This window comes from Paenibacillus nanchangensis, from assembly GCF_046543445.1.
Lineage (GTDB): Bacteria > Bacillota > Bacilli > Paenibacillales > Paenibacillaceae > Paenibacillus_AQ > Paenibacillus_AQ nanchangensis.
This window is the reverse complement of sequence record NZ_JBHOFD010000009.1, coordinates 30132-50122: the sequence shown is the minus strand read 5'-3', so window position 1 is coordinate 50122 and position 19991 is coordinate 30132. Positions and strand designations below refer to the sequence as shown.

The 19991-nt window shown below is 51.6% G+C and carries 15 protein-coding genes; 5 read left to right on the top strand and 10 right to left on the bottom strand.

The window, feature by feature from the left end; genetic code table 11:
* Positions 1-16: 16 nt before the first annotated feature.
* A complete protein-coding gene (locus ACE6ED_RS08760; protein ID WP_410826736.1) occupies positions 17-928 on the bottom strand; it encodes an ArsR/SmtB family transcription factor in 912 nt (303 codons plus the stop codon).
* Positions 929-1098: 170 nt separating this feature from the next.
* On the opposite strand from ACE6ED_RS08760, the gene ACE6ED_RS08755 reads away from it, so the two are divergent.
* Positions 1099-2595 (top strand): glycoside hydrolase family 43 protein, encoded by a 1497-nt coding sequence (locus tag ACE6ED_RS08755; protein ID WP_410826735.1) that lies wholly within the window; start codon positions 1099-1101, stop codon positions 2593-2595.
* A gap of 156 nt (positions 2596-2751) precedes the next feature.
* Here ACE6ED_RS08755 and ACE6ED_RS08750 read toward each other — a convergent pair whose 3' ends face one another.
* The 4 genes from ACE6ED_RS08750 to ACE6ED_RS08735 form a co-directional block, all read right to left on the bottom strand.
* Entirely contained in the window at positions 2752-3471 is a 720-nt protein-coding gene (locus tag ACE6ED_RS08750) for a DUF421 domain-containing protein (RefSeq protein ID WP_410826734.1), read from the bottom strand.
* 244 nt (positions 3472-3715) lie between these two features.
* Positions 3716-4477, bottom strand: coding sequence for an SDR family oxidoreductase (locus ACE6ED_RS08745; protein WP_410826733.1), 762 nt, complete (start codon positions 4475-4477; stop codon positions 3716-3718).
* A gap of 344 nt (positions 4478-4821) precedes the next feature.
* Entirely contained in the window at positions 4822-5592 is a 771-nt protein-coding gene (locus ACE6ED_RS08740) for an SDR family NAD(P)-dependent oxidoreductase (RefSeq protein ID WP_410826732.1), read from the bottom strand.
* Between the two features lie 215 nt (positions 5593-5807).
* Complete coding sequence (locus ACE6ED_RS08735; RefSeq protein ID WP_410826731.1) at positions 5808-7004, bottom strand: oxalate decarboxylase family bicupin; 1197 nt, start codon at positions 7002-7004, stop codon at positions 5808-5810.
* Between the two features lie 240 nt (positions 7005-7244).
* Here ACE6ED_RS08735 and ACE6ED_RS08730 point away from each other — a divergent pair, with 240 nt between their 5' ends.
* Both ACE6ED_RS08730 and ACE6ED_RS08725 read left to right on the top strand, forming a co-directional pair.
* Positions 7245-8156 carry an ArsR/SmtB family transcription factor gene (locus tag ACE6ED_RS08730; protein WP_410826730.1) on the top strand — a complete coding sequence of 304 codons (912 nt, stop codon included), beginning with the start codon at positions 7245-7247 and terminating at the stop codon, positions 8154-8156.
* Positions 8157-8198: 42 nt separating this feature from the next.
* Positions 8199-9431 (top strand): MFS transporter, encoded by a 1233-nt coding sequence (locus ACE6ED_RS08725; RefSeq protein ID WP_410826729.1) that lies wholly within the window; start codon positions 8199-8201, stop codon positions 9429-9431.
* Between the two features lie 882 nt (positions 9432-10313).
* Here ACE6ED_RS08725 and ACE6ED_RS08720 read toward each other — a convergent pair.
* From ACE6ED_RS08720 to ACE6ED_RS08700, 5 genes are all read right to left on the bottom strand, one after another.
* Complete coding sequence (locus tag ACE6ED_RS08720) at positions 10314-11612, bottom strand: ABC transporter substrate-binding protein (protein ID WP_410826728.1); 1299 nt, start codon at positions 11610-11612, stop codon at positions 10314-10316.
* Between the two features lie 288 nt (positions 11613-11900).
* Positions 11901-13010 carry a glycoside hydrolase family 172 protein gene (locus ACE6ED_RS08715; RefSeq protein ID WP_410826727.1) on the bottom strand — a complete coding sequence of 370 codons (1110 nt, stop codon included), beginning with the start codon at positions 13008-13010 and terminating at the stop codon, positions 11901-11903.
* A 22-nt stretch (positions 13011-13032) separates the two neighbouring features.
* Entirely contained in the window at positions 13033-13878 is an 846-nt protein-coding gene (locus tag ACE6ED_RS08710) for a carbohydrate ABC transporter permease (RefSeq protein WP_410826726.1), read from the bottom strand.
* A gap of 13 nt (positions 13879-13891) precedes the next feature.
* The gene (locus tag ACE6ED_RS08705; RefSeq protein ID WP_410826725.1) at positions 13892-14767 is read right to left on the bottom strand and encodes a carbohydrate ABC transporter permease; all 876 of its coding nucleotides are present in this window, start codon (positions 14765-14767) and stop codon (positions 13892-13894) included.
* 200 nt (positions 14768-14967) lie between these two features.
* On the bottom strand, positions 14968-16239 hold the full coding sequence (locus ACE6ED_RS08700) for a sugar ABC transporter substrate-binding protein (protein ID WP_410826724.1): 1272 nt from the start codon (positions 16237-16239) through the stop codon (positions 14968-14970).
* Positions 16240-16453: 214 nt separating this feature from the next.
* On the opposite strand from ACE6ED_RS08700, the gene ACE6ED_RS08695 reads away from it, so the two are divergent.
* Positions 16454-18292: a cache domain-containing sensor histidine kinase gene (locus tag ACE6ED_RS08695; RefSeq protein ID WP_410826723.1), complete on the top strand. Its 1839-nt coding sequence runs from the start codon at positions 16454-16456 to the stop codon at positions 18290-18292.
* Positions 18270-19886, top strand: coding sequence for a response regulator transcription factor (locus ACE6ED_RS08690; RefSeq protein ID WP_410826722.1), 1617 nt, complete (start codon positions 18270-18272; stop codon positions 19884-19886). Before ACE6ED_RS08695 ends, ACE6ED_RS08690 begins: the two co-directional genes overlap by 23 nt.
* Positions 19887-19991 lie beyond the last annotated feature (105 nt).

Below are 19991 nucleotides of genomic sequence, written 5' to 3'. Positions count from 1 at the left end.
GGCAAATTTCTTGCCATTAGTCGCCGCTTAGATATACACGAATCATAATATCCTGGTCGTGATTGCCGAATCCGGCTCCGTAAAGCGTGAGCCCTCCAATGTTAAGGGCCTGCTCGTCTACTGCAAAACGCAGCGTCCAAAACGGTTCATCCAATTGGATATCCGCCAGGCTAACCTCCGACATCCGCTCTCCATCCATAAAAGTGCCCGCCGCTTCAATGCGAATAGTTTTGAGCAATCCATATTGATTGACATTGCGGTGCCACCACTTAGGCGTATATTTGCCGCGTGCTGCCCGGCCGAAATCGGCCGGGCTGGTCCACGTTCCCAGGGAGACGCCGTTCAGCACAAACCGGATATCGGACGGCCAATGGTCTCGTAATCCCGGCGCTTCCGACGCCAGCTCCATCGAGATTTCAACCGCCTCCGCAGTTTGGCCAACATGCATGAAATTAGGAATTTTGTATTCCACATACCCTTTTCCGAACCAGAGGATGGCCGCGTGAACCCGCTCCGGATCCAGAAAGTAACGCGGGTCGTCCCAGACGCCGATTTCTTTTTCACGTGTGCCGAGTCCGCAGGTTGGATACACTTCAAAGGCGGTATAATGACCAACTGAAATGGCCTGCTCTATGACTTTCGCGGGACGGCTGGCAGAAGGCAGTTCAATTTCAATCGTATTTTCTTTGAGAAAACACATTTTGTGTGTCCCTCCGTTCTGCCGGACCCTGCGGCTGCCGACCAGCCCTGCAGTTTCAAGTTTGCGGATATGCATGGTAACGATGGAGGGGCTTAGCTCCAGCTCAGCCGCAATTTCCTTTACGTTTTTTTCGGCGCCTGCGAGAAAACGCATGATTTTCCAGCGGATGTCACTGGCCAGCGCTTCGTACAGCGCCATAAATTGGGCTTCCCCGTTTGCTTTGATCATGCCCTAACCTCCTTGCTCAAGTTGAATTCACATATTTATTAATTTAAAGGATATTTTCTGCAGCCTCAATCCTATTATATTGAAAGCCTCGCAGCACTATAGTTTAATTTTAATAACAGCTGCGCTTGTTGAATTCTTGATTATGTTAATTTAAAGAAGAGGTGGACCAAATGAAATACAACAATCCCGTTATCAAAGGCTTTTACCCTGACCCCAGCGTCTGCAAAGTGAACGAAAGGTATTACCTCGTCTGCAGCTCCTTTCAGTATTTCCCCGGTGTTCCGATTTTCGAGAGCAAAGATCTGATCAATTGGACACAAATCGGCCATTGTCTAACCCGGAAAAGCCAGGTTCAACTGGAGTCCGTAAACAGCTCCGGCGGTGTATTTGCCCCTACGCTGCGTTATGCGAACGGCCGTTTTTATATGACAACGACCAATGATACTTTACGCCAAAATTTTTATGTCTGGACCGACAACATTTACGGGGAGTGGTCTGATCCAATTTTCGTCGACCAAGGGGGAATCGATCCGGACTTGTTTTTTGAAGACGGGAAAACGTATTTTATGAGCAATGGAACTGATGATAACGGCGTTGGCGGCATTGTCCAGTGTGAAATAGACATTGAGACCGGGCGTAAGCTGACGCCCAGTACACCCATCTGGCAAGGAACAGGCGGACGGTACCTGGAAAGCCCTCACCTCTACAAAATAAACGGACGGTATTACCTGCTTGCGGCAGAAGGCGGCACCGAATATGGCCACATGGTTATCTATGCGCGGGGGGACTCCCCTTCCGGCCCGTTTGAAGCTTATCCGCACAACCCTGTACTGACCAATCGCAATTTGGGCGGATATGAGCTGCAGGGAGTTGGGCACAGTGATCTGGTGCAGGATGATGCAGGAAACTGGTGGCTGCTGCATTTAGGGTTCCGGCAGATCGGCCAGTATCTCACCTTTCACCATCTGGGCCGTGAAGTGTTTTTGACTCCGGTTACTTTTGGTGAAGACGGCTGGTTTACGGCTGGACATCGAGGCACCACACTAATGAGCTTCGAAACCGGCCGGATCGCGGAGACGGTGATCCAGCAGGAACAAAAGCTAGTTACGTTTGAGAATACGAACTGGAATTTGGATTGGTGTTACCTCCGTCATCCTGATGAAAAGAACTATCAATTTGATTTTGAATCAATCAAGCTTACAGGGACCGGGGTCACGCTGGATGATCCGGCTTCGCCCACTTTTATCGGCATCCGACAAAGAGATTTTCATGCGGTGATTTCCTGCGAAGTGAGCCTTACCGGAGGGGAAGCAGGGATTACGCTGTATATGGATGAGAACCACCACTATGATTTGGCGATCCGGGCACATGGAGACGGGTACGAGGTCATTGAAAGGCTGAATATCGGCGATATTAAATCCGTCGAAAAAACACTCGGCCTGGGCTCCAGCAATCATGCCGCTTTGGTGATTAAGTCCAGCCCTACGCATTATCATTTTTATGTGCAGACGGAAGGCACCGAGACTATGCTGGGGTCTGCACAAACGCGCTACCTCTCTTCGGAAGTGGCGGGAGGTTTTACTGGTGTAATGATCGGACTGTATGCTACCGGCGACGGTTTGGGCCCCAATGCGGAGTTTACTCGTTTTAGCTGTGAGTATGCTTAAACCAAAACTCATTAGATAGCAACAAATGTGGTGAAAATCAACAGCCTTGGCCCTAAACCGGCCAAGGCTGTTGACGTGTGAACACTGGAGCAGTATTTTTCAGAGAAGCAGCTCAGCCGGCTTGTATTTCTTCAGCTCAGTCTACATAAAATCTGTTTATTTACCGCTAACTTCCCTGACCGCATGCACTTGAAGTGTATGTTTGCTGTCAATAGTCGCTAGAATAACAATGTTTAAAGTATAAGGCTGAATCTGCTCTTTTAGCCATGCCGTGTCCCTGCCGATTTCGTGCAGCATCTTATGATGGATGTGGCCGTCTGTAATGATTGGTCTAGTCAGATTAAACGGAGTGACTGGCACGTCCAGATCTTTACGGGTTGCAGGCCCTTCCGCTGGATGGATGAACACGGACAAATTCCCGCCCGGCTCCCATGCGGAATACGCCACCTTCGTGATATCTTCTACGTTCTGCTTTCGCAGCTCGGAATACAAAAATTCAATGGACAGCTTCGCCTGTTTCAGGTTGCGGTAATTCAGCTTCCCCTCTTTAATAAGGGGGATGGCGTGCGGATCAAATAGCTGTTTAAACAGCGGAATTTTCAAACTAAGCCAGACGGCAGCAGTGTAAAGAAACACAAGGGATGCGGTCGTTATCATGGAGCCTTTCAAACCAAGATGTTCATCCGACAGCGGGTGTGCGATAATGTTGCCGAGCGTCAGCGCGATAATGAAATCAAGAAAGCGCAGCTGAGAGATCGAACGTTGGCCCATCATTTTCGCCGCAATGAGCAAAAACACGAACCCCACGACACTCCTTAAAACCCACTGAAGTACGGTTAACGATTCTTGGCTGTGGAAAAAATCGAATACCTTCATATACTCCCTCCGGTGCCTGCAGTTTCCAGGGACTAGTGTTTCCGAAGGCGGATGAAAGCATTCTTATTCCGCTAATTAACGAAACGCCGAGAATTAGACTGATGTCCTCCAGCAGCTAAATAAAAGAGGAGTGCCAAGCCGATAACGAAAATAAATTTGCAAAACGCCGTAGAATAAACCAGGCATCTGCGCAGCGCCACAGACTAAACAAGCCGACATTCAGGCGGCTTGTTGGAGGTCCAATTTAGAACCCGGCCGTCCAGCCCGCATCAGCGGCAATCACCGCCCCGTTAATAAAGCTTGACTCGTCCGAAGCCAGAAACAACGCTACGTTTGCGATCTCTTCCGCTTGGCCCAGACGCGGGATAACGCTTTGCGTCACCTGCGTCCGGGAAGCGCCAAATTCATTTACATTTTTAATGGTGGATGCTATGTTGGTCGCGGTGGCTCCCGGCGCGATGGCATTGCAGCGGATGCCTTTTTGGGCATACATAAATCCCGTGTTTTTTGTCAGGCCGATCACGGCATGTTTGGAAGCCGTATAAGCCGCACCGGCATGTGCCCCGCTGAAGCCCCCGGTGGACGCGATATTGAGGATCACGCCGCTGCCTTTTTCCAGGAAAATAGGAATTGCTTTGCGGGTTGCGCGCATCACGCCTTTTGTATTGATGTCGAACACTAAGTCCCATCTGTCGTCTTCCACATCGCCTACCGGCGCCATGTTGTCCATAATTCCGGCATTGTTTACGAGAATATCCAGTGTGCCAAAGGTATCGAGGGTTGTCTCAATCATCCGGTGGATGTCGGCAAGTTCTGCGATATTGGCTTTAATAGCCAGTGCAGTGCCCCCGCTGGCGTTAATTTTATCGGCAACCGCCTGCGCCCCCTCCATGTTCACATCCGACACGGTGACTCGGGCGCCTTCTCTGGCAAACGTTTCCGCAATTGCTTTTCCCATTCCCGAAGCAGAGCCGGTGACAATCGCAACTTTGTTCTGCAAACGCATTTTAATTCCTCCTACACCATTATTTCTGATTGACTGCTTATGATTACTCACTTATTGCTCCACTAGTTGTTCCACTAATTGCCCATTAGGCATTCTTCGCTGATCACACGGATTGCTCACCAAAATCATAAGCTACTCAATAATCTCACAACGACGGCAAGTTAACTTGTTGCATATTACGTAAACTAAACAGGAAGCTGAATCGTTCTCTTTCTCTATATGTTTTCCCAAACAGAATCAGGATAATCGTCTGCGCGGCTAGCTGAAAAATTGCAAAAAAAGACCATCCCTGCAGTTCAGGAATGGCCTTTTTTATAGTCTCATTACATATTATTTTACACGTGTTATGCGGTTTGACCTCCGTCAATTGTGTACACCGAACCGTTAATGATCGGAGCGCGGTCGCTAAGCAGGAACAATACGAGTTCGCTGACTTCTTCCGGTTTCGAATACCGGCCCATCGGCACTGCCTGGGAGATCAGCTTTTCGGTCAAGCTCGGATCCTCCGGTGTAAATTCAGCTGCATAACGATCCATCATGGGGGTGTAGACGCAGCCTGGACAAACCACATTGGCCCGAATGCCCTGAGCCGCATATTCGCCAACAACCGACTTTGTTAATCCGATGATCGCATGCTTCGACGCGGAGTAAGGCGATACGCCGGGGTTCCCTTTCAGACCCACTACGGATGAGGTGCACACGATATTCCCCCCGCCGACTTTCAGCATTTCCGGAATGACGTATTTAAGTCCCAGGAAGGTTCCCTTTACGTTTGTATCCATCGTCAAATCATATAATTCTTCGGGGAAATCGACAATTGGAGTCGGTGACGTCATTACACCTGCATTATTAAACAGCAGGTCGATCCGGCCGAAGGTTTCAATTGTTTTTTTGACATAACCTTGCACTTCTTCGCTGTTACGGACATCCGCCTGGATGTAAATGGCTTTGCCGCCGGCTTGTTCGATCATTTGAACCGTTTCAACCCCGCTAGCTTCCGTCCGGCTGACAACGGCTACAACGGCTCCGGCTTTTGCCAGATCTAACGCTACCTGACGGCCAATCCCGCTGCCTCCGCCTGTCACGATGGCAACTTTCCCTTCAAACTGATACACGTACACGAACCCCTCTCCAAATTCAGATGACCAGATAAAGTCTGTTGTGCCTTCTTGAACAGCAAAACAGACCAGTAAGCACGGTGGTAAGTCTGGCATTTAGCCTCGCGCCATAGTTAAAGCGCAACTTACCTGATATACATTTTAACAATGCATATTTTATATCGGCTTCTCTATCTTGATCTTTTACAGATTCGAGATACGTAAAAACATCATTACGACTTAGTATCATCAGGGAAGCCAGGATACTTCACAACAGGCCATTTTTGTTTTCTTAAGGCACCCATCAGTTCGGGACCGGCATGAACATTGGATTCAACCAGCTGCTTAGGCGTCAATGCCATCCACTGATTGAGTGAGACATCCTCAAACCGGTCGCTTTTGAACATTTCAAGGAACCACAAAGAGGTTGTTCCGGTGTTCTGAATGTAATGGCCATAGGCAAAAGGAACATACCCCACGTCCCCGGCGCGGTAATCAAAGGTTCGGGCAACGCCGTTCCCTGCAAACACCGTCATCCGCCCTTGACCGGACAGATAATACTGCCATTCATCATTGTTAGGATGCCAGTGCAGCTCCCGCATCGCTCCGGGTTCAATTTCCACAAGCGCGGCCGCGATGGTTTTTGAGACCGGGAAATTTGTGGAGTCCACAATCCGTACACTTCCGCCAGGTGTTTTTAGAGGAGGCTGAGCTAACAGCCGGTGTTTGAAGCTGAGCGGGACTGTGCCGTAGGGGGAGTCAACCTGCTGGGATGTGATCGGACCGGGAACGGAATCCTGATAAATATAAACTTGCTCGGATGGAATCTGATCAAATGCATCCATAGGCACCCCGAAATTGGCGGAGAGTACGTCTTTGGGCGTATGAGCAAACCAGTCGGAAATAGACAAGGTATTCAAGTCTGAGAAATGACCGTCGTCAAAAACAAGCAAAAACTCGCATCCCTCCTCCAGTCCTTGAATGGAGTGAGGAATGCCCGGCGGGAAATACCATAAATCGCCCGGTCCGACGTCGGCGATAAAGTTACGTCCACTCTGATCCACTGCCGTGATCCGGGCCTGCCCAAGCAGCATGTAAGACCATTCGGCCTGCTGATGCCAATGCAGTTCACGCACTCCCCCGGGCACCAGGCTCATATTGACGCCGGCTAACGTCGTTGCGACCGGCAGATCGCGGACGGTAATTTCCCGGGACCACCCGCCAAAGTTCAGCTGCATATGCGCATCCGAAAAAGAAAAGCGCAGGTTTGGCAGGAGCCCCGCATCCGTCACCGGAGGGACCAGCATGTTAGGGTTTTCTTTGTCTCTCATAATGTCTCTTGGCCCTCTGTCCACACCCCCGGCACCGTCGTAACGGATCGGCTGCGGAATTGAATCCGAAGCTGCCGCAGGCTGTTTTCGGTTATCCATGATCATCCACCTCGCGAAAAAAATATCCATTATATAATGCTTATGTTCTTCATGGGTGGAAAAGACGCTTGTAAGGTTACCTTGCGTCATAATGCTTTTACGGGCGTTTGATACCCTTTTCTTCGCTGGTTATTTAAAGGAAGCACAAAATAAATATTGAAACAAAGTATGACGTTCGTATATAATGCAACAATATAGATGTTCGATAATTATAGAACAATAAATAGGAGGCGGATTTGTATGGACACTACCTGCAAAGTAGAAGTTGATTTTGCGCCAATCTATGAATGTGTTACAAGTTTTACGGCATTTTTGAACACGCAAAATCATAATACGCTGGATATCGGGAAACAGTGGATACGTGAAGTGAAGGATCGGTTCACACCGTCCAAACTTCAACAAATGCGGGATACGATGAAGGCGACAGACGGTTTTGGCCTGTCTCCTTTGATATGGAGTTGTCCCGGTGAACGCTCGGTAAGCGTTTTTTTAGATTGGCTTGATCATCTATCTGCAGGTGACTTATATAAAGTCGCAGCCCGATTTCAGCTGTCTGTCCCCTCCAATCTTCCGGAACTGCGCAGCCGAACCTCCGAGACGTTACGGGAGTGGGACACCAAGTATTTTAGTCAGATTGATCCCGCGATTATAGAAGGTCTGACCCGGGAAGCAGATGCCAGACGTTCCAGTCTTAATGAAACCAACGGCAGCGAGGTGTATGAACAGGCAACAAAAGGCATGCGTCTTTACCCTGCGCCACTTTTAAAACAGGTGATTTTGATCCCTCAATATCATGCGCGCCCTTTGGTTAATCAGGTAATCTTGGATGAAATAGTCTTTGCTCATTACTCTTGTGACATTTTTCCGCCCGAGCAGGGGCGGCCCCCATACGAGCTGCTTCGCATAACGCGTGCTCTGTCGGATGAAACCAGGCTGTATATCCTTCGGCTGCTGTCGAGGAGACAGCTGACCTTTACTGAAATAGCCCGCGAGGTTGGACTGTCAAAAAGTACGGTTCATTACCATTTGATTGCACTTCGTTCAGCCGGTTTGGTCATCGTCCATACAAATCTTAAAAATACGTCGTATAGCTTACGCCAGGACGCTTTAAATGAACTTCCGCTGCAGATTGGATCATACTTGGAAGAATAAGGCCCTTCTTGCCGTCAATTTACTTCCATCAGGAGGGGACACATGTACAAACGCAGTTATTACGGTTTAACAGCAACCATCACGCTGAGTTCATTAGGCGACGTATTTGGCCTTTTAGCATTGGAATGGCTGGTGTATGAATTGACAGCATCTAAGATAACCATGGGGGCTATGGCATTATGTTTCAGTATTCCAGAAATCACACTGCGGCTGCTTGGTTCGCCGCTATCCGATAAACTGAATCGCGGAAGGTTTATGGCGGGCTTGTCTATAGTGAGGTTAACCGCTCTTTTAGTACCGCTGGGTTTTGGCCTGGCCGGCCGGCTGCAGCTTTGGCATCTCTTTGTTGCTGCCGGAATCAGCGGAGCCTGTTCCGCTTTGTTTATGCCGACGGCAATGGCTGTTGTCCCGGCTGTGGCGGACAAACACAAATGGGTACGGGCATTCGCTGTAATTGATGGCTTCCGCAATGGCGCTGCGCTGATTGGACCTGCCTTGGCAGGCGCTCTGACGGCTAATGCCGGAGCTTTGTCCACACTGGGGATTAACGTACTTTGTTATATAATGGCTATTATGCCTTTACGCCTTCTTGTCCCCTCAATGCCGAAACCCGCAAAAATAAACGGTGTCTTTTCTATCAGAAGTTATATGAAAGAAATTGGGGACGGCTTTAGCTTTTACCGGAGGTTCCCTTCCATGTTCTGGATCATGGCGTTAGCTGCGGTCGGCAACATGTCTTCCATAGCCATCTGGACCATGATGGTCCCTTTCGTCCGTGAAGTCCTGCACCGGAATGCAGCGGCAGTTGGCGTTTTGACGACCGCCTCCGCATTGGGCACGTTGGCAGGATTGGCGTGTATCACTTGGATCGGCAATTTTAAAAAAAGCCGAGTGGTAATGCTCTGCAGTTTGGCCGCAACGGGATTGTTCAGCGCCTTGCCAGGACTATATCCGAGCTACCCGTTTGCTATCGCAGCACTGTTTGCCGCTGGCGCGGCAGCACCTTTTTTTAGTTCACTCAGTTCTTCGCTCCATGCCAGGCTTGTGTCCGAACCGCTTCAAGGCCGTGTCAACGCCATAAGGTTTTTAATAGGCGGCGGTCTGCAGCCAATAGGAATTTTTGCCGGCACTGTGGTTGCCGAGCTGTTTGGCTTGCCCTTTTTATTCTTGTCGTTTGGTCTTCTGCCCTTCATCTGTTCCATAATTGCAGCATGTCTTCCAAGCTTAAGCAATCTAGATAGAATTGTACTTGGAGGAAGCAAACAAATCCAATAAATTATTCGTATAACAACCTAATTTGTTCATCTAAATATATTTGAACTCAACTTTCGCAGCTGGAAAAATGGCTTAGACCTTTGAGTGATTAAGAAAAATTCAATAGATTCACTTGTATTAACAAAAAATACCTCACTTGTTTGGTATCATGGTAGTGCGACCAACTACTTTTAGTGGAGCATTTTGAAGTAGCTCTGCCTTGTCCTCACCTATGACTTTCTTGCCGGACTCAGGGGACCCTATTTGCTGATTATTCAGCGTTTTGGCAAAGAGACGGACTCAGATTCCCTTATTTACGAGGAAAATTCATCGTTTGGATGTTTTCGGTACGAATAACGGATCTGGAGTCCGCACGGCAACCGAAAAGCCCAAGAATTTTAGAAATAACGTCCGCTGGGTCCGGAAAAACCTCGGTTTCGCGTTCGGTGGTAATCCGCTGCGGGTGTGTCACAGGAGAGGATTCGTTCCAGTTCGTTCAACGACAACAGCGGCAGTCGAAGACATGGTTTATCAAGTCTTGGTCCGCCGCTGCTTTTATTCACTCAACTTTCGCAGCCTGAGCTCGGCAGATACGCCTTGAATAACAGGGCAAACCGGAGATCCAGTGCTGGAGTTGACTTTGAATTAGGGTGGTGCATTTTTCCCAACCTGAGTCGCAATTTCGTTCAGCCGTTCTATGCGTTGCGTCAAGGCAACTGTCCAATCTAGGGTGCTACCTTCATCGCACAGTAAATAAGATAGTACGCCGAGCGTGCGTTCGCCGCGGGCGAAGCGGCGTTTTTCTATCTTTTCAAGACGATTACTTTATTGCGGTTAAATCCGCGCCTGGACTGGAGCTTAGCTGATTTTTGCTCTGCGAAAGTTGAGTTATTAACTAAAAACTCAGCCGTCCGCCAAACTCCCCGCAGCGGACATGGTATCCCATATCCGCTGGAATTCTTCCAGCAGCCTTTTCCTGTCGATCTGTCCGCCGATATAAGCCTGCATCTGGACGGCCATCTGGGAGGTGGTCGCCTCATAACCGGGATACCGCTGCCAGAGCCAAGGCAGCGTTTTGTCTTCCTGAATATACCGCATGATGTCCGCTGCGAGCGGACCCAAGCGTTGTTCTGTGACCGGAATGCTTTTGAACGCAGGAATCAGTTTGGCTTCATCCACAATAAAACGCCGGCCGTCTTCCGAGCTCACCAGCCAGCGCAAAAAAGCCTTCGCCTCCTCCTCCATCTCCGAATGCTTCAGCACCACCCAGTAATTGGCCACACCAATCTGGAGTTTGTCCATTTGGGCAGCCTCGTCGCTGACCGGCATCGGCAAAAAGCCGATGTCGAGACCCGGAGCCAGCTTGTCCAACTGCAGCTGTGTCCAGCTCCCCTGCTGCATCATCGCCGCCTGGCCGTTCGCGAAATGCATGACCTGGTTGTAGTAATCGGTTTGCAGCGGCGACGGTTGGCCGTACTCCAGCGTCAGGTCGATCAGGTTGATCCAGGAATGGAAAATCCCGTTGTCCGCCAGTTTCACATCTCCGCGGCTGAGCTGTTCAATGTACCCGGCCGGATCGGGCTGCAGGGCAAAAGCAGTGTTCAGCAGATGGTTGCCGAGCACCCACCACTCCGCGTACCCGTTCTCAAACGGCTGGATTCCGGCAGCCTTCAGCCGCTCCGCCGTTTCCCGCAGCCCGCTCAGCGTCGTCGGCAGCGTATCGATGCCCGCCGTTCGGAACAGCTGTTTATTATAAATAAATCCCCAGCCCTCCATGGCCAGCGGCATGCCGTAAATTTTGCCGTCTTTCGTGATGGCGGGTTTGGCCAGCTCCTGCATATCGTCCGCCCACGGTTCGTCCGTCAAGTCCTCCAGATATTCCTGCCACAGGTCCAGATCGGTATAACCGGCCACAAAAAAGAGATCGGGTTTGTCGCCGGAGTTAAACCTCGTCTTCAGCTCCGCACTGTAATCACAGCCGCCGCCGCATGTGTCGAGTTCGATCCGTATCCCCTTCTCCTTCTGGTACCGCTTAGTCAGCGCGTTGAGCTCTTCCGCCATTTCCACTTTGAAATTAAAAATCTTCAGCGCCCTTGCAGAATTTCCGCCAGCAACCCGTTCAGTATTTCCGCCGTCCGATTCATAGACCGTTCCGTTTGTTCCCCCGCAGGCCGCCAGCGCCGAAGCAGTGAGTAGAAGCATAAGTATTGTCCGTATGATCCGCTTGGGCATGATCGCATCGCCTGTCCTTTCGTTATCCAGATGGCTTTACGTTCAGTATAAACGGCTTTCCCTGCGGGAAGGAACGAAGAAAATATTGCCAGCAGGCAGGTCTTCCTGCACTGCTGGTATATATGGCGGCGGTGCGATCGGCTTTTGCTTTTTTGCCCTCTGAATGAACCGCGCAGCATCTGCAAATAGCCCCTGGGTAAAAGCGTGCCGCACAGCGCGTCAGCCTTGGCCGGCCGCTTCAACTCGCTCGACCGTGGTTCACCGCGGCCAGCGTTCCTCCTTCGGCAGCAGCGGGCCAAACGGCTGATGCGGCTCCGTCTGGTACCAATAAGCAACGGTGGCCACGTCGTCCTGACGCTCGAACAGACCTTTTTTATAGACACCGATCTGCTGGATCGTCACCTTGAGGTCCTCATGAAAGCGGATGGGATCAAGGATATGCCAGCGGTAAAACCCTCTCATCGGCGGCGCATCGTCGTTATGGTACAAGTTATGGACAGCTTCATCATGGTTGGAGTAATACGGATACCCCATGTAAGGCGTGCAGTAAGTGTTCTCCACCGTCCTGCCGTCCTTTTGCGTGGCAAAACTCCAGGCGCCGCCAAAATAATCTTCCGTTCCCGTCCCGCAAATCGTCGGATATTCCTTGTCGCCGTCGATGTACATTTTGATTTCGCCTTCCCCCCACCAGTACCTTTCCAGCGTGGTAAGCGCCATGTACGTTCCGACATAATGACCCCGGCCGCGAACGTTGTCCAGAATGACATAATCCTCGGCTTTGCCGGTGATCCGCTGCCGTCTCCACTGCGCGTGAAAATAAGCGGTCTGCTCAGGAAGCTCGTCCTGCAGGCTGTAGTCGATTTGATAAAATAAAGCCGGAATCGCCGCCTCATGCTGGTTTTCGATTTCGATTCGGGCTTTGCGCCGGAATGGCATCGGGAAATAACAGTTAAAGCCCCGCGTCGGATTTACGACGATGGCTTGCGAATTCACGGTGCAGCCCCGCCCGAAACCGCTGCAGAAAAAATCGCCAAGCGGGCTTTCGACCGACGGCGCGGTCTCATCGTCCCAGTACATGCGCAGCACGAGGTCTCTTAACACAAACGTGTCCGCTTCGGTCTGATCGGTTACCGTGATCCAGATGTGTTCGATAATGCCCGGCCCGTCGATGTCCGCCAGCAGAGCAACAGCGCCTGGGGCCACATCCCGGATGCAGGGTGAGCCTTTACGGGAAGGGCCAAGCGGGCTCGCCGCCATGCCGCCTCTGCCTTTTTCCCCTCTTGGATTTTCCGCGTTGACGGCCCGGCTCCGGCCCGGTTTGATCAGGGGGAGAGCAGACAGCCCTCCCAAAAATGGATGTTCTACCATAGTATATTGCTCCTCTCTTTAATCAGCCTTTGACCCCGCCGGCCATGATTCCTTCCATGATCTGTCTCTGGAAGATGGCGACGAAGACAATGATCGGCAAAATAATAATCCAGCCCATGGCGCTTACGAGATCCCACGGTACGGCATACATGTTGTCTCTAAGAGGCAGCTGCGTAATAGCCGTGGACAGCACCGATATTCCGTTAGAGTAAAACAGCGGTGTAAAAAAGTTGTTCAAGCAGGTAATAAAATTGACGATACAGACGGTCGCCAGCGCCGGCCGGAGCAGCGGAATGGTGACATAAACAAGCGACTGGAAAAACCCGCAACCGTCGATAGCTGCTGATTCCTCGATCGATACCGGAATATCGTTTAGATAGTTTTGCAGAATTAGGATGGTAAACGGGAGAATGCCGCTGATATACAAAAGAATCAATCCCGTATGCGTATCGTACAGATGTACGCTGCGCAGAAAATCATACAGCGGCCGCGCGGTCACGACGTCAGGAATCAGCATCGACGCCAGCAGAAAGCCGACGGCGACGGCCAGCCCCCGCGAGCGGAACCGGGCAAAGCTGAAGGCAGCCATAACGGACACGATCATACCGATCAGGATCGACAGTCCGACGATAATCGCCGTATCCCAGATCTTCGGCAGCAGCCCGACATTGTTAATCAGATAACGGTAGCTTTCCAGCGTGGGATGCTCCGGCCAGTAGTTGATCGGTTTTGAGAACAGCTCTCCCGCCGGCGTGATAGAGGAAATAAAAATCCACCAAAGCGGAAACAGGATCAGGAAGGCGACGATTAAGGCCAGCCCCCATCTGAACAGGATGAGCGGCAGCCGTCTGGGATTTTGAGTCGTCATCGTACATCGCTCCTTAGTAGTCTACGCGCTTCGCGGCGGACATGCTGAGCCCGCTGAGCAGCGCCATCACCAGAAACAGCACAACCGCAATCGCGGCGGCATAGCCGGTATTGAGATTGGTAAACGCTTCGGTTGTCACCCGGTAAGCGATCAAGGCGGTACTTTCGCCGGGTCCCCCGCTGGTCATTGCGTACACAACGTCAAAAGACGTAATCCGCCACATCGTGAAGAAAATGCTAAGCACCAATATGTTGCGCGACAGCATCGGCAGTGTAATGCTGAAAAACGAGCGGATAGGTCCGGCGCCGTCGATGGTGGCTGCTTCGTACATTTCCGATGAAATGAACTGGAGTCCCGCCAGCACCAGAATGGCGAAAAACGGCAGGTCCTTCCACAGGTCAACGGCAATGACCGCAAGCCGCGCCGTGTTCGTATGAATCAGCCAGTCGAGCGAAAACGAAGGATTAAACCAGCGCACAAAATCGTTGATCAACCCGTATTCGTTGTTAAACGCCCATTTGGAGGCCATCGCAATCACGACCATAGGCATCGCCCAGGGGAGCAGCACGATCGTCCGGAGCACCTTTTGTCCGCCAAACTTCATGTTCAGAATCAGCGCCAGCACAATGCCCAGCACAATGTGGCCGATCATGGAGCCGACGACAAAAATCAAGGTAAATTCAATGGATTCGATCACTTTGGAGTCCCGGAACAGCGCCGCATAGTTATCCAGGCCCACAAACTCGCGGATTCCCTGCAGCAGCTTGATCTCGTAAAAACTGACGCGGAACGTTTCAATGATCGGATAGATGGTGGTGAATATTCGGATGAGCAGCGCCGGCAGGACAAGCATCCAGGCGACCGCCCAATATTTTCGGCTGGCATACATGAGCAACGCTCCTTTCTTGCGGTTTTGCCGCAGGCCGGCAAGGGACGGGGCTGTTAGCTCCGCCCGCTTTCCGCAGGCGGACAAGATACAGGGCTGTTAGCATCCGTCCGCTTTGCCGCAGGCGGGTAAGGGGCGGGGCTGCCGCTCCCGCCCGTTGTTGCCGCCGCGCCCGGCAATGCCGGTGGATTCAAGGGCAGACGTTACTGGTAACGTTCCACCGCTTCCTGCGCTTTTTCACAGAATTCGTCCAGCGTGATTTTGTCCTGAATATAGTTCTGGAACAGCGTGCCCATCTCGGAGATAAACTCCATCGTCTGCGGCAGCATCGGCCGGCCGTGCACGTTGTTGGTGGACTGGATTTCGGTATAGATTTCCTTAATATCGCCGGACACCGCATCATTTGCCGCGACATCCGCTCTTGCCGGATAACGGTCGAAGTTTTTCCAGCCGTTCAGTTCGCCGTCTTCGCTGGCCGCATACTGCAGGAATTTAATCGCCGCTTCTTTGTTTTTGGAAGCCGAGTTCAACACGTAGCTCCAGGAGTCGGTAAAAATGCTGCGCTGCTCGAACTCCGGCATATTCACCATATGGATTTGATCAGGGCCGTAGCGGTTCGCCTGCTTGTAGTCTGTTCCGGTGCCCCACATGAAGACTGAAGCGTATTTGCCGTCGATAAACTTCTGGTTCATCTGCTCGTATTTGTCGGCAATCTGGTCAACCGGTGTTACCTTCCACGTATTGGCCATGTCGTACATGAACTTGACCGCCTCGCGGCTTTTTTCGTTGTTCCAGTCAAAGTAATCGCCCCCAAACAGGTTGACGAAGGTTGCGATCTCATTAAAAACATAGGTTTTTTCCCAGGATCCACCGTACCCGTATTGTCCGTCCTTCGTTGTTGCCTTCAGGAATTTTACGAAATCCTCTTTATTTTCAATGGAGGTCATTCCGGCCGCATCCAGCTTCTTCTGATCGACCCAAAGCGCAAGATAACCGGTGTAGCTTGGCACCCCGATCACATCGCCTTTGGAGGAGGTCAGCATATCTTTCATATAGCCCTGCGGCAGCTGCTTCATGACGTCTTCGGTCAGCACCTTGTCCTGCAGCGGCTCCAGCCAGCCCGCATTTTTGAATGAAGTCGCCATCTCATCGTTGATTTCGAGAATGTCCACCGAGCTGTCTCCCGACGAAAGAATCGTCGACACTTTCTGCTGCCGGGTATCGGAGTCGGTTGGAGCGGCGACCCAGTTGATTTTGACCCCGCTTTTCTCCTGCGCTTCATCCAGCCAGGCCTGGAAATTGGGATTTGTGGATTGAATGGTATAGAGCGTAATTTCGTCTGCACCGCCTCCGGCTTGCGCCTTGTCCCCGCTGTTAGCCGTATTGCCGGTATTCGGGTCCCCACCTCCGCATCCGGACAACAGCACCGCAAGCGACAGTGAACCTGCCATTAAGTAGGACGACCATTTTTTCATACCCTAACCTCCCTGTGTGTTGTTCTTGTAAGCGCTTCACATGCTCAGTATACTAACTGTACCGGATGCGGGAATACAGCCGGCGTTGACCAAAAATGTGGAACATTGTGACCTTGGGTGCTTTTTTGTGGTTGGAACCGGAATCCTATTGACCCTCTTATAGAGGCGATGCTAGACTGTTAACCAATTCAACCAAGGGAACGGGGGTCCGCCCATGCGATACCGGAGTTTCCGCAGCAGCATACGTTATAAGTTAAGTGTATTTTTGATGGCCGCCATCCTGCTGCCGATCGCAGCCTCTATCCTGATCTCCTACTTTTATACCAAACATTCGTTAAAAGATGACGCCATCCGCGAGAATTCCAACACGGTCCGCCAAGGGACCACCAGCCTCATCAGCCAGCTTAACGGCATAAACAATGTCTCGCTCCATGCCTACAGCAACATCCGGATGACAAGCAGTTTGTACAACATACTGATCCAGGGCCGCAGCGATTTTATGGTTGAAAATAATATTTATTCCGGCCTGCATGCCATCGAGCAATCCGCCAAGGATATTCAGCAGGTCTACCTGTATTCCGACCGGGCGGACCAATCCTGGCTGCTGATTGACGGTTATTTGAAGCGAGAACCGGGCGGCGAAGGCTTGTCCGGCCATTTCGTTCAGCCTGTCGACAAAAACGATCCGTTCCTGGAGCCGCCGCATGCCTCGCATAATTACGGAATGGAGGAATTTCCGTACAGCCCCTCCAATACGGTGCTGACCATCCACCGCCCGGTTTACCGGGCTCCGCTGAAGGAACGGATCGGAGTATTGTCCATCGACTTCAAGCTGGACGGCTTCCGCAACATCATGAGCATGCTGTATGACAAAGGCCAGGAACAAATCTACCTGCTGGACGATACCGGAACCGCCATCTACACCTCCAAGGAAGAGGAAATCGGCGGCAAACCCCACTATGCCTGGCTGCAGCACGCACGCTACAGCTTTGCGCAAGCCGGTCATTTTGAGTGGAACGAGGATGACGGTTTTAGCGGCATCGTTGTTTTTGAGAAATTTGAGCTTATGGGGCGGATCTGGCTTGTCGCAAAGCAGATTCCCTACAGCTACCTGTACAGCAATGCTTCCAGCGTGCTGCGGATCAATCTCGTGGTGCTGCTGACCTTTTTGCTGGTTGCAATCGCGGCTGCGCTCTCCGTCTCGATCTGGGTGACATCCCCAATTAAGCGGCTGACCGAATCCATCCGCCGGATCAAGCTCGGCAAACTTCAGTTCGGCGGCGATCTGGAGCGCAGCGACGAAGTGGGCGTGCTGGGAAGCGCGATCAAAAACATGGTAGAAACGATCGACAACCTCATTATGCGGGAGCTGCGGCTGGAACTGGCGAACAAGGACAATCAATTAAAAGCGCTGCAGGCGCAGATTAATCCGCATTTTATTTTTAATACACTGCAGTCCATCGGAGCTGTCGCGCTGCATAACAAAGTTCCGAAAATTTACGAGCTGACCTCCTCTCTCGGACTAATGATGCGCTACAATATGAACACCGAAGAGTCGGTTGTTCCGCTCTCCAAGGAAATTGCGCATGTGGAAGCCTACCTGGAGCTGCAGAAGCAGCGGTTTAAAGACAAGCTGCATGCAGTTGTGGATCTTGACGGAGACACCGGTCTGGACACCCAGGTACCCAAAATGATTCTCCAGCCGATTGTCGAGAACTGCTTTAAGCACGGGTTCGATTCGGCGCAGCAGGCTGAAATCTCCATACGTGCGGAACGGAGGGATGGCATGCTTTATGTTACGGTTGCAGACAACGGTCCCGGCATGCCGCCGGAACGCCTGCACGAGCTGCAGCGGCGTATTGCCCGCGATGCGCCGGAGGGTACGCAGGGAAACAGCATCGGTTTGATGAATGTCGTCTCCAGGCTGCGTCTCTTTTTTAATGAAGAAGCCGTTGTAACGGTCGGCAATGCCAAGCCGCGGGGCTTCTCTGTGCAAATCGGCATTCCCCTACAGGAAGGAGCTGCAAGTGATGAAAGTGCTGATTGTGGATGATGAGGCCGACGTAAGGGATTCGATCCGGCTGCTTGTGGATTGGGACGATTACGGGGTAACGGAGATTTTTGAGGCGCCGGATGGCGAATCGGCTATGGCGCTGATTCAGCAGGAGCATCCGGAGCTTATTTTTACCGATATGAAAATGCCTAATGTGGACGGCATCGCCTTGCTCCAGTGGATTGAAGACAATGCTCCCGAGGCCAAACGGATCGTCATCAGCGGCTACGACGACTATGCCTATATCCGAAAGACGATCAAACATGGCGGGATGGATTATCTGCTGAAGCCGATTAACCGGAATGAACTGCTGGAGGCGCTCGGCCAGGCTGTTGCCGCTTGGCGTAAGGATGAGGAAACCCGGACGCTGCACATCCGCAAGGATGTCGAAATCAATAAAACGCTGCCCATGTACTGGGACAAAACCTTGTCCGGCGTGGTGATGCAGTCCGGCCTGCCGCCTGGAGCGGCGGATGAGCTGATTGCTGCGTTTGGATGGTCCGGCGTGCGGCAGTGCCGGGTCGTCATGCTTCTGGCAGATCCTCTCCCCCGCTTTGTACTAAACAAGTTTGGGCGCAACCTGGATCTGCTTTATTTTCTGATGTGCAATATCTGCAATGAGGTCATCGGGTCCGTTCAGCGCGGCTACGCCTTTAAACATGCCGATCCCAATTACGGGGTGATCCTGCTGCTGACCGGAGAACCGGAGCACCCGGATACCATGCTGAGAACCCTTAACGACGCCCTGTATAAAGTGCTTGGGGCACGGTTTCATTTTGCCTGCGGCGGGCTGGTTCCTTTTCCCGGGCAGATTCACGCCGGCTTTCAGCAGTCGCTGCAAGCGGCGCGTGGGGTCTCTTTTTTGCAGACAGGGGAGTTCATTCATCATTACGGCGCCCCTCCCTCCTCCGCTGTCCCCCAGCGGATTGTGCTTGCCGATTTTGTCAGCCAGATTACGACCGCCGTTCACCGGGGAGAAGCCGTACAGATCGAGCGCACGGTTTCCAAATGGATCGAGTCGGCTGTACAGCAATCCGCCGCAACCTGGGAGGATTTAAAATATTGGCGTTACGAGTTTGAACTGCTGTACAGCCGCCTGCTCCAGGATAAGGTTCAAGCTGAAGGCTCCGCTTCCCCAGTCGTTCCTCAGGGGCTTGGGATGTTTCCCATCGATCCAAACGGCCGGCTTTCCCTGGAGGAATGGCAGCGGGAATGGACAAAGGCGTTTCTGGAGATTGCGGACATTTTAAAGGAAGCGCGGCTGCAGGAGCACAATGCGATTTATGCGATCAAGCAGTATATTGATTTGCATTATATGGATAATTTGACGCTGCAAAAAATTGCGGACGAGTTTTTCCTGAGCCGCGAGTACGTTTCCCGGCGGTTTAAGCAGGTGTTCGGTGAAAATCTCTCCGAGTACCTCGAACGGGTGCGGATTGAACACGCGAAGCTGCTGCTGGCAAGCGGACAGCATCGGATCGCCTCCGTTGCCGAGATGGTAGGATATCAGGACGGCCGGTATTTTAGCAAAATTTTTGGCAAGCTGACCGGGATGTCGCCGCGGGAATGGCGTAAAGAGGAAAACGGTGCTTGACTCCGCGGCCAGGAGAGCAGACTGATGAGCGGAAGTGGTAAATAAGCTAAGAAAGTGTGTGAAAAAAGACAAGTTGTTCTGCGCGTTCTTGTGATATAATCACGT

Excerpts from the sequence above, each read along its gene's own strand:
- ACE6ED_RS08760 (WP_410826736.1), bottom strand. The coding sequence starts at position 928 with ATGATCAAAGCAAACGGGGAAGCCCAATTTATGGCGCTGTACGAAGCG.
- ACE6ED_RS08755 (WP_410826735.1), top strand. The coding sequence starts at position 1,099 with ATGAAATACAACAATCCCGTTATCAAAGGCTTTTACCCTGACCCCAGC.
- ACE6ED_RS08750 (WP_410826734.1), bottom strand. The coding sequence starts at position 3,471 with ATGAAGGTATTCGATTTTTTCCACAGCCAAGAATCGTTAACCGTACTT.
- ACE6ED_RS08745 (WP_410826733.1), bottom strand. The coding sequence starts at position 4,477 with ATGCGTTTGCAGAACAAAGTTGCGATTGTCACCGGCTCTGCTTCGGGA.
- ACE6ED_RS08735 (WP_410826731.1), bottom strand. The coding sequence starts at position 7,004 with ATGGATAACCGAAAACAGCCTGCGGCAGCTTCGGATTCAATTCCGCAG.
- ACE6ED_RS08730 (WP_410826730.1), top strand. The coding sequence starts at position 7,245 with ATGGACACTACCTGCAAAGTAGAAGTTGATTTTGCGCCAATCTATGAA.
- ACE6ED_RS08725 (WP_410826729.1), top strand. The coding sequence starts at position 8,199 with ATGTACAAACGCAGTTATTACGGTTTAACAGCAACCATCACGCTGAGT.
- ACE6ED_RS08720 (WP_410826728.1), bottom strand. The coding sequence starts at position 11,612 with ATGCTTCTACTCACTGCTTCGGCGCTGGCGGCCTGCGGGGGAACAAAC.
- ACE6ED_RS08715 (WP_410826727.1), bottom strand. The coding sequence starts at position 13,010 with ATGGTAGAACATCCATTTTTGGGAGGGCTGTCTGCTCTCCCCCTGATC.
- ACE6ED_RS08710 (WP_410826726.1), bottom strand. The coding sequence starts at position 13,878 with ATGACGACTCAAAATCCCAGACGGCTGCCGCTCATCCTGTTCAGATGG.
- ACE6ED_RS08705 (WP_410826725.1), bottom strand. The coding sequence starts at position 14,767 with ATGTATGCCAGCCGAAAATATTGGGCGGTCGCCTGGATGCTTGTCCTG.
- ACE6ED_RS08700 (WP_410826724.1), bottom strand. The coding sequence starts at position 16,239 with ATGAAAAAATGGTCGTCCTACTTAATGGCAGGTTCACTGTCGCTTGCG.
- ACE6ED_RS08695 (WP_410826723.1), top strand. The coding sequence starts at position 16,454 with ATGCGATACCGGAGTTTCCGCAGCAGCATACGTTATAAGTTAAGTGTA.
- ACE6ED_RS08690 (WP_410826722.1), top strand. The coding sequence starts at position 18,270 with ATGAAAGTGCTGATTGTGGATGATGAGGCCGACGTAAGGGATTCGATC.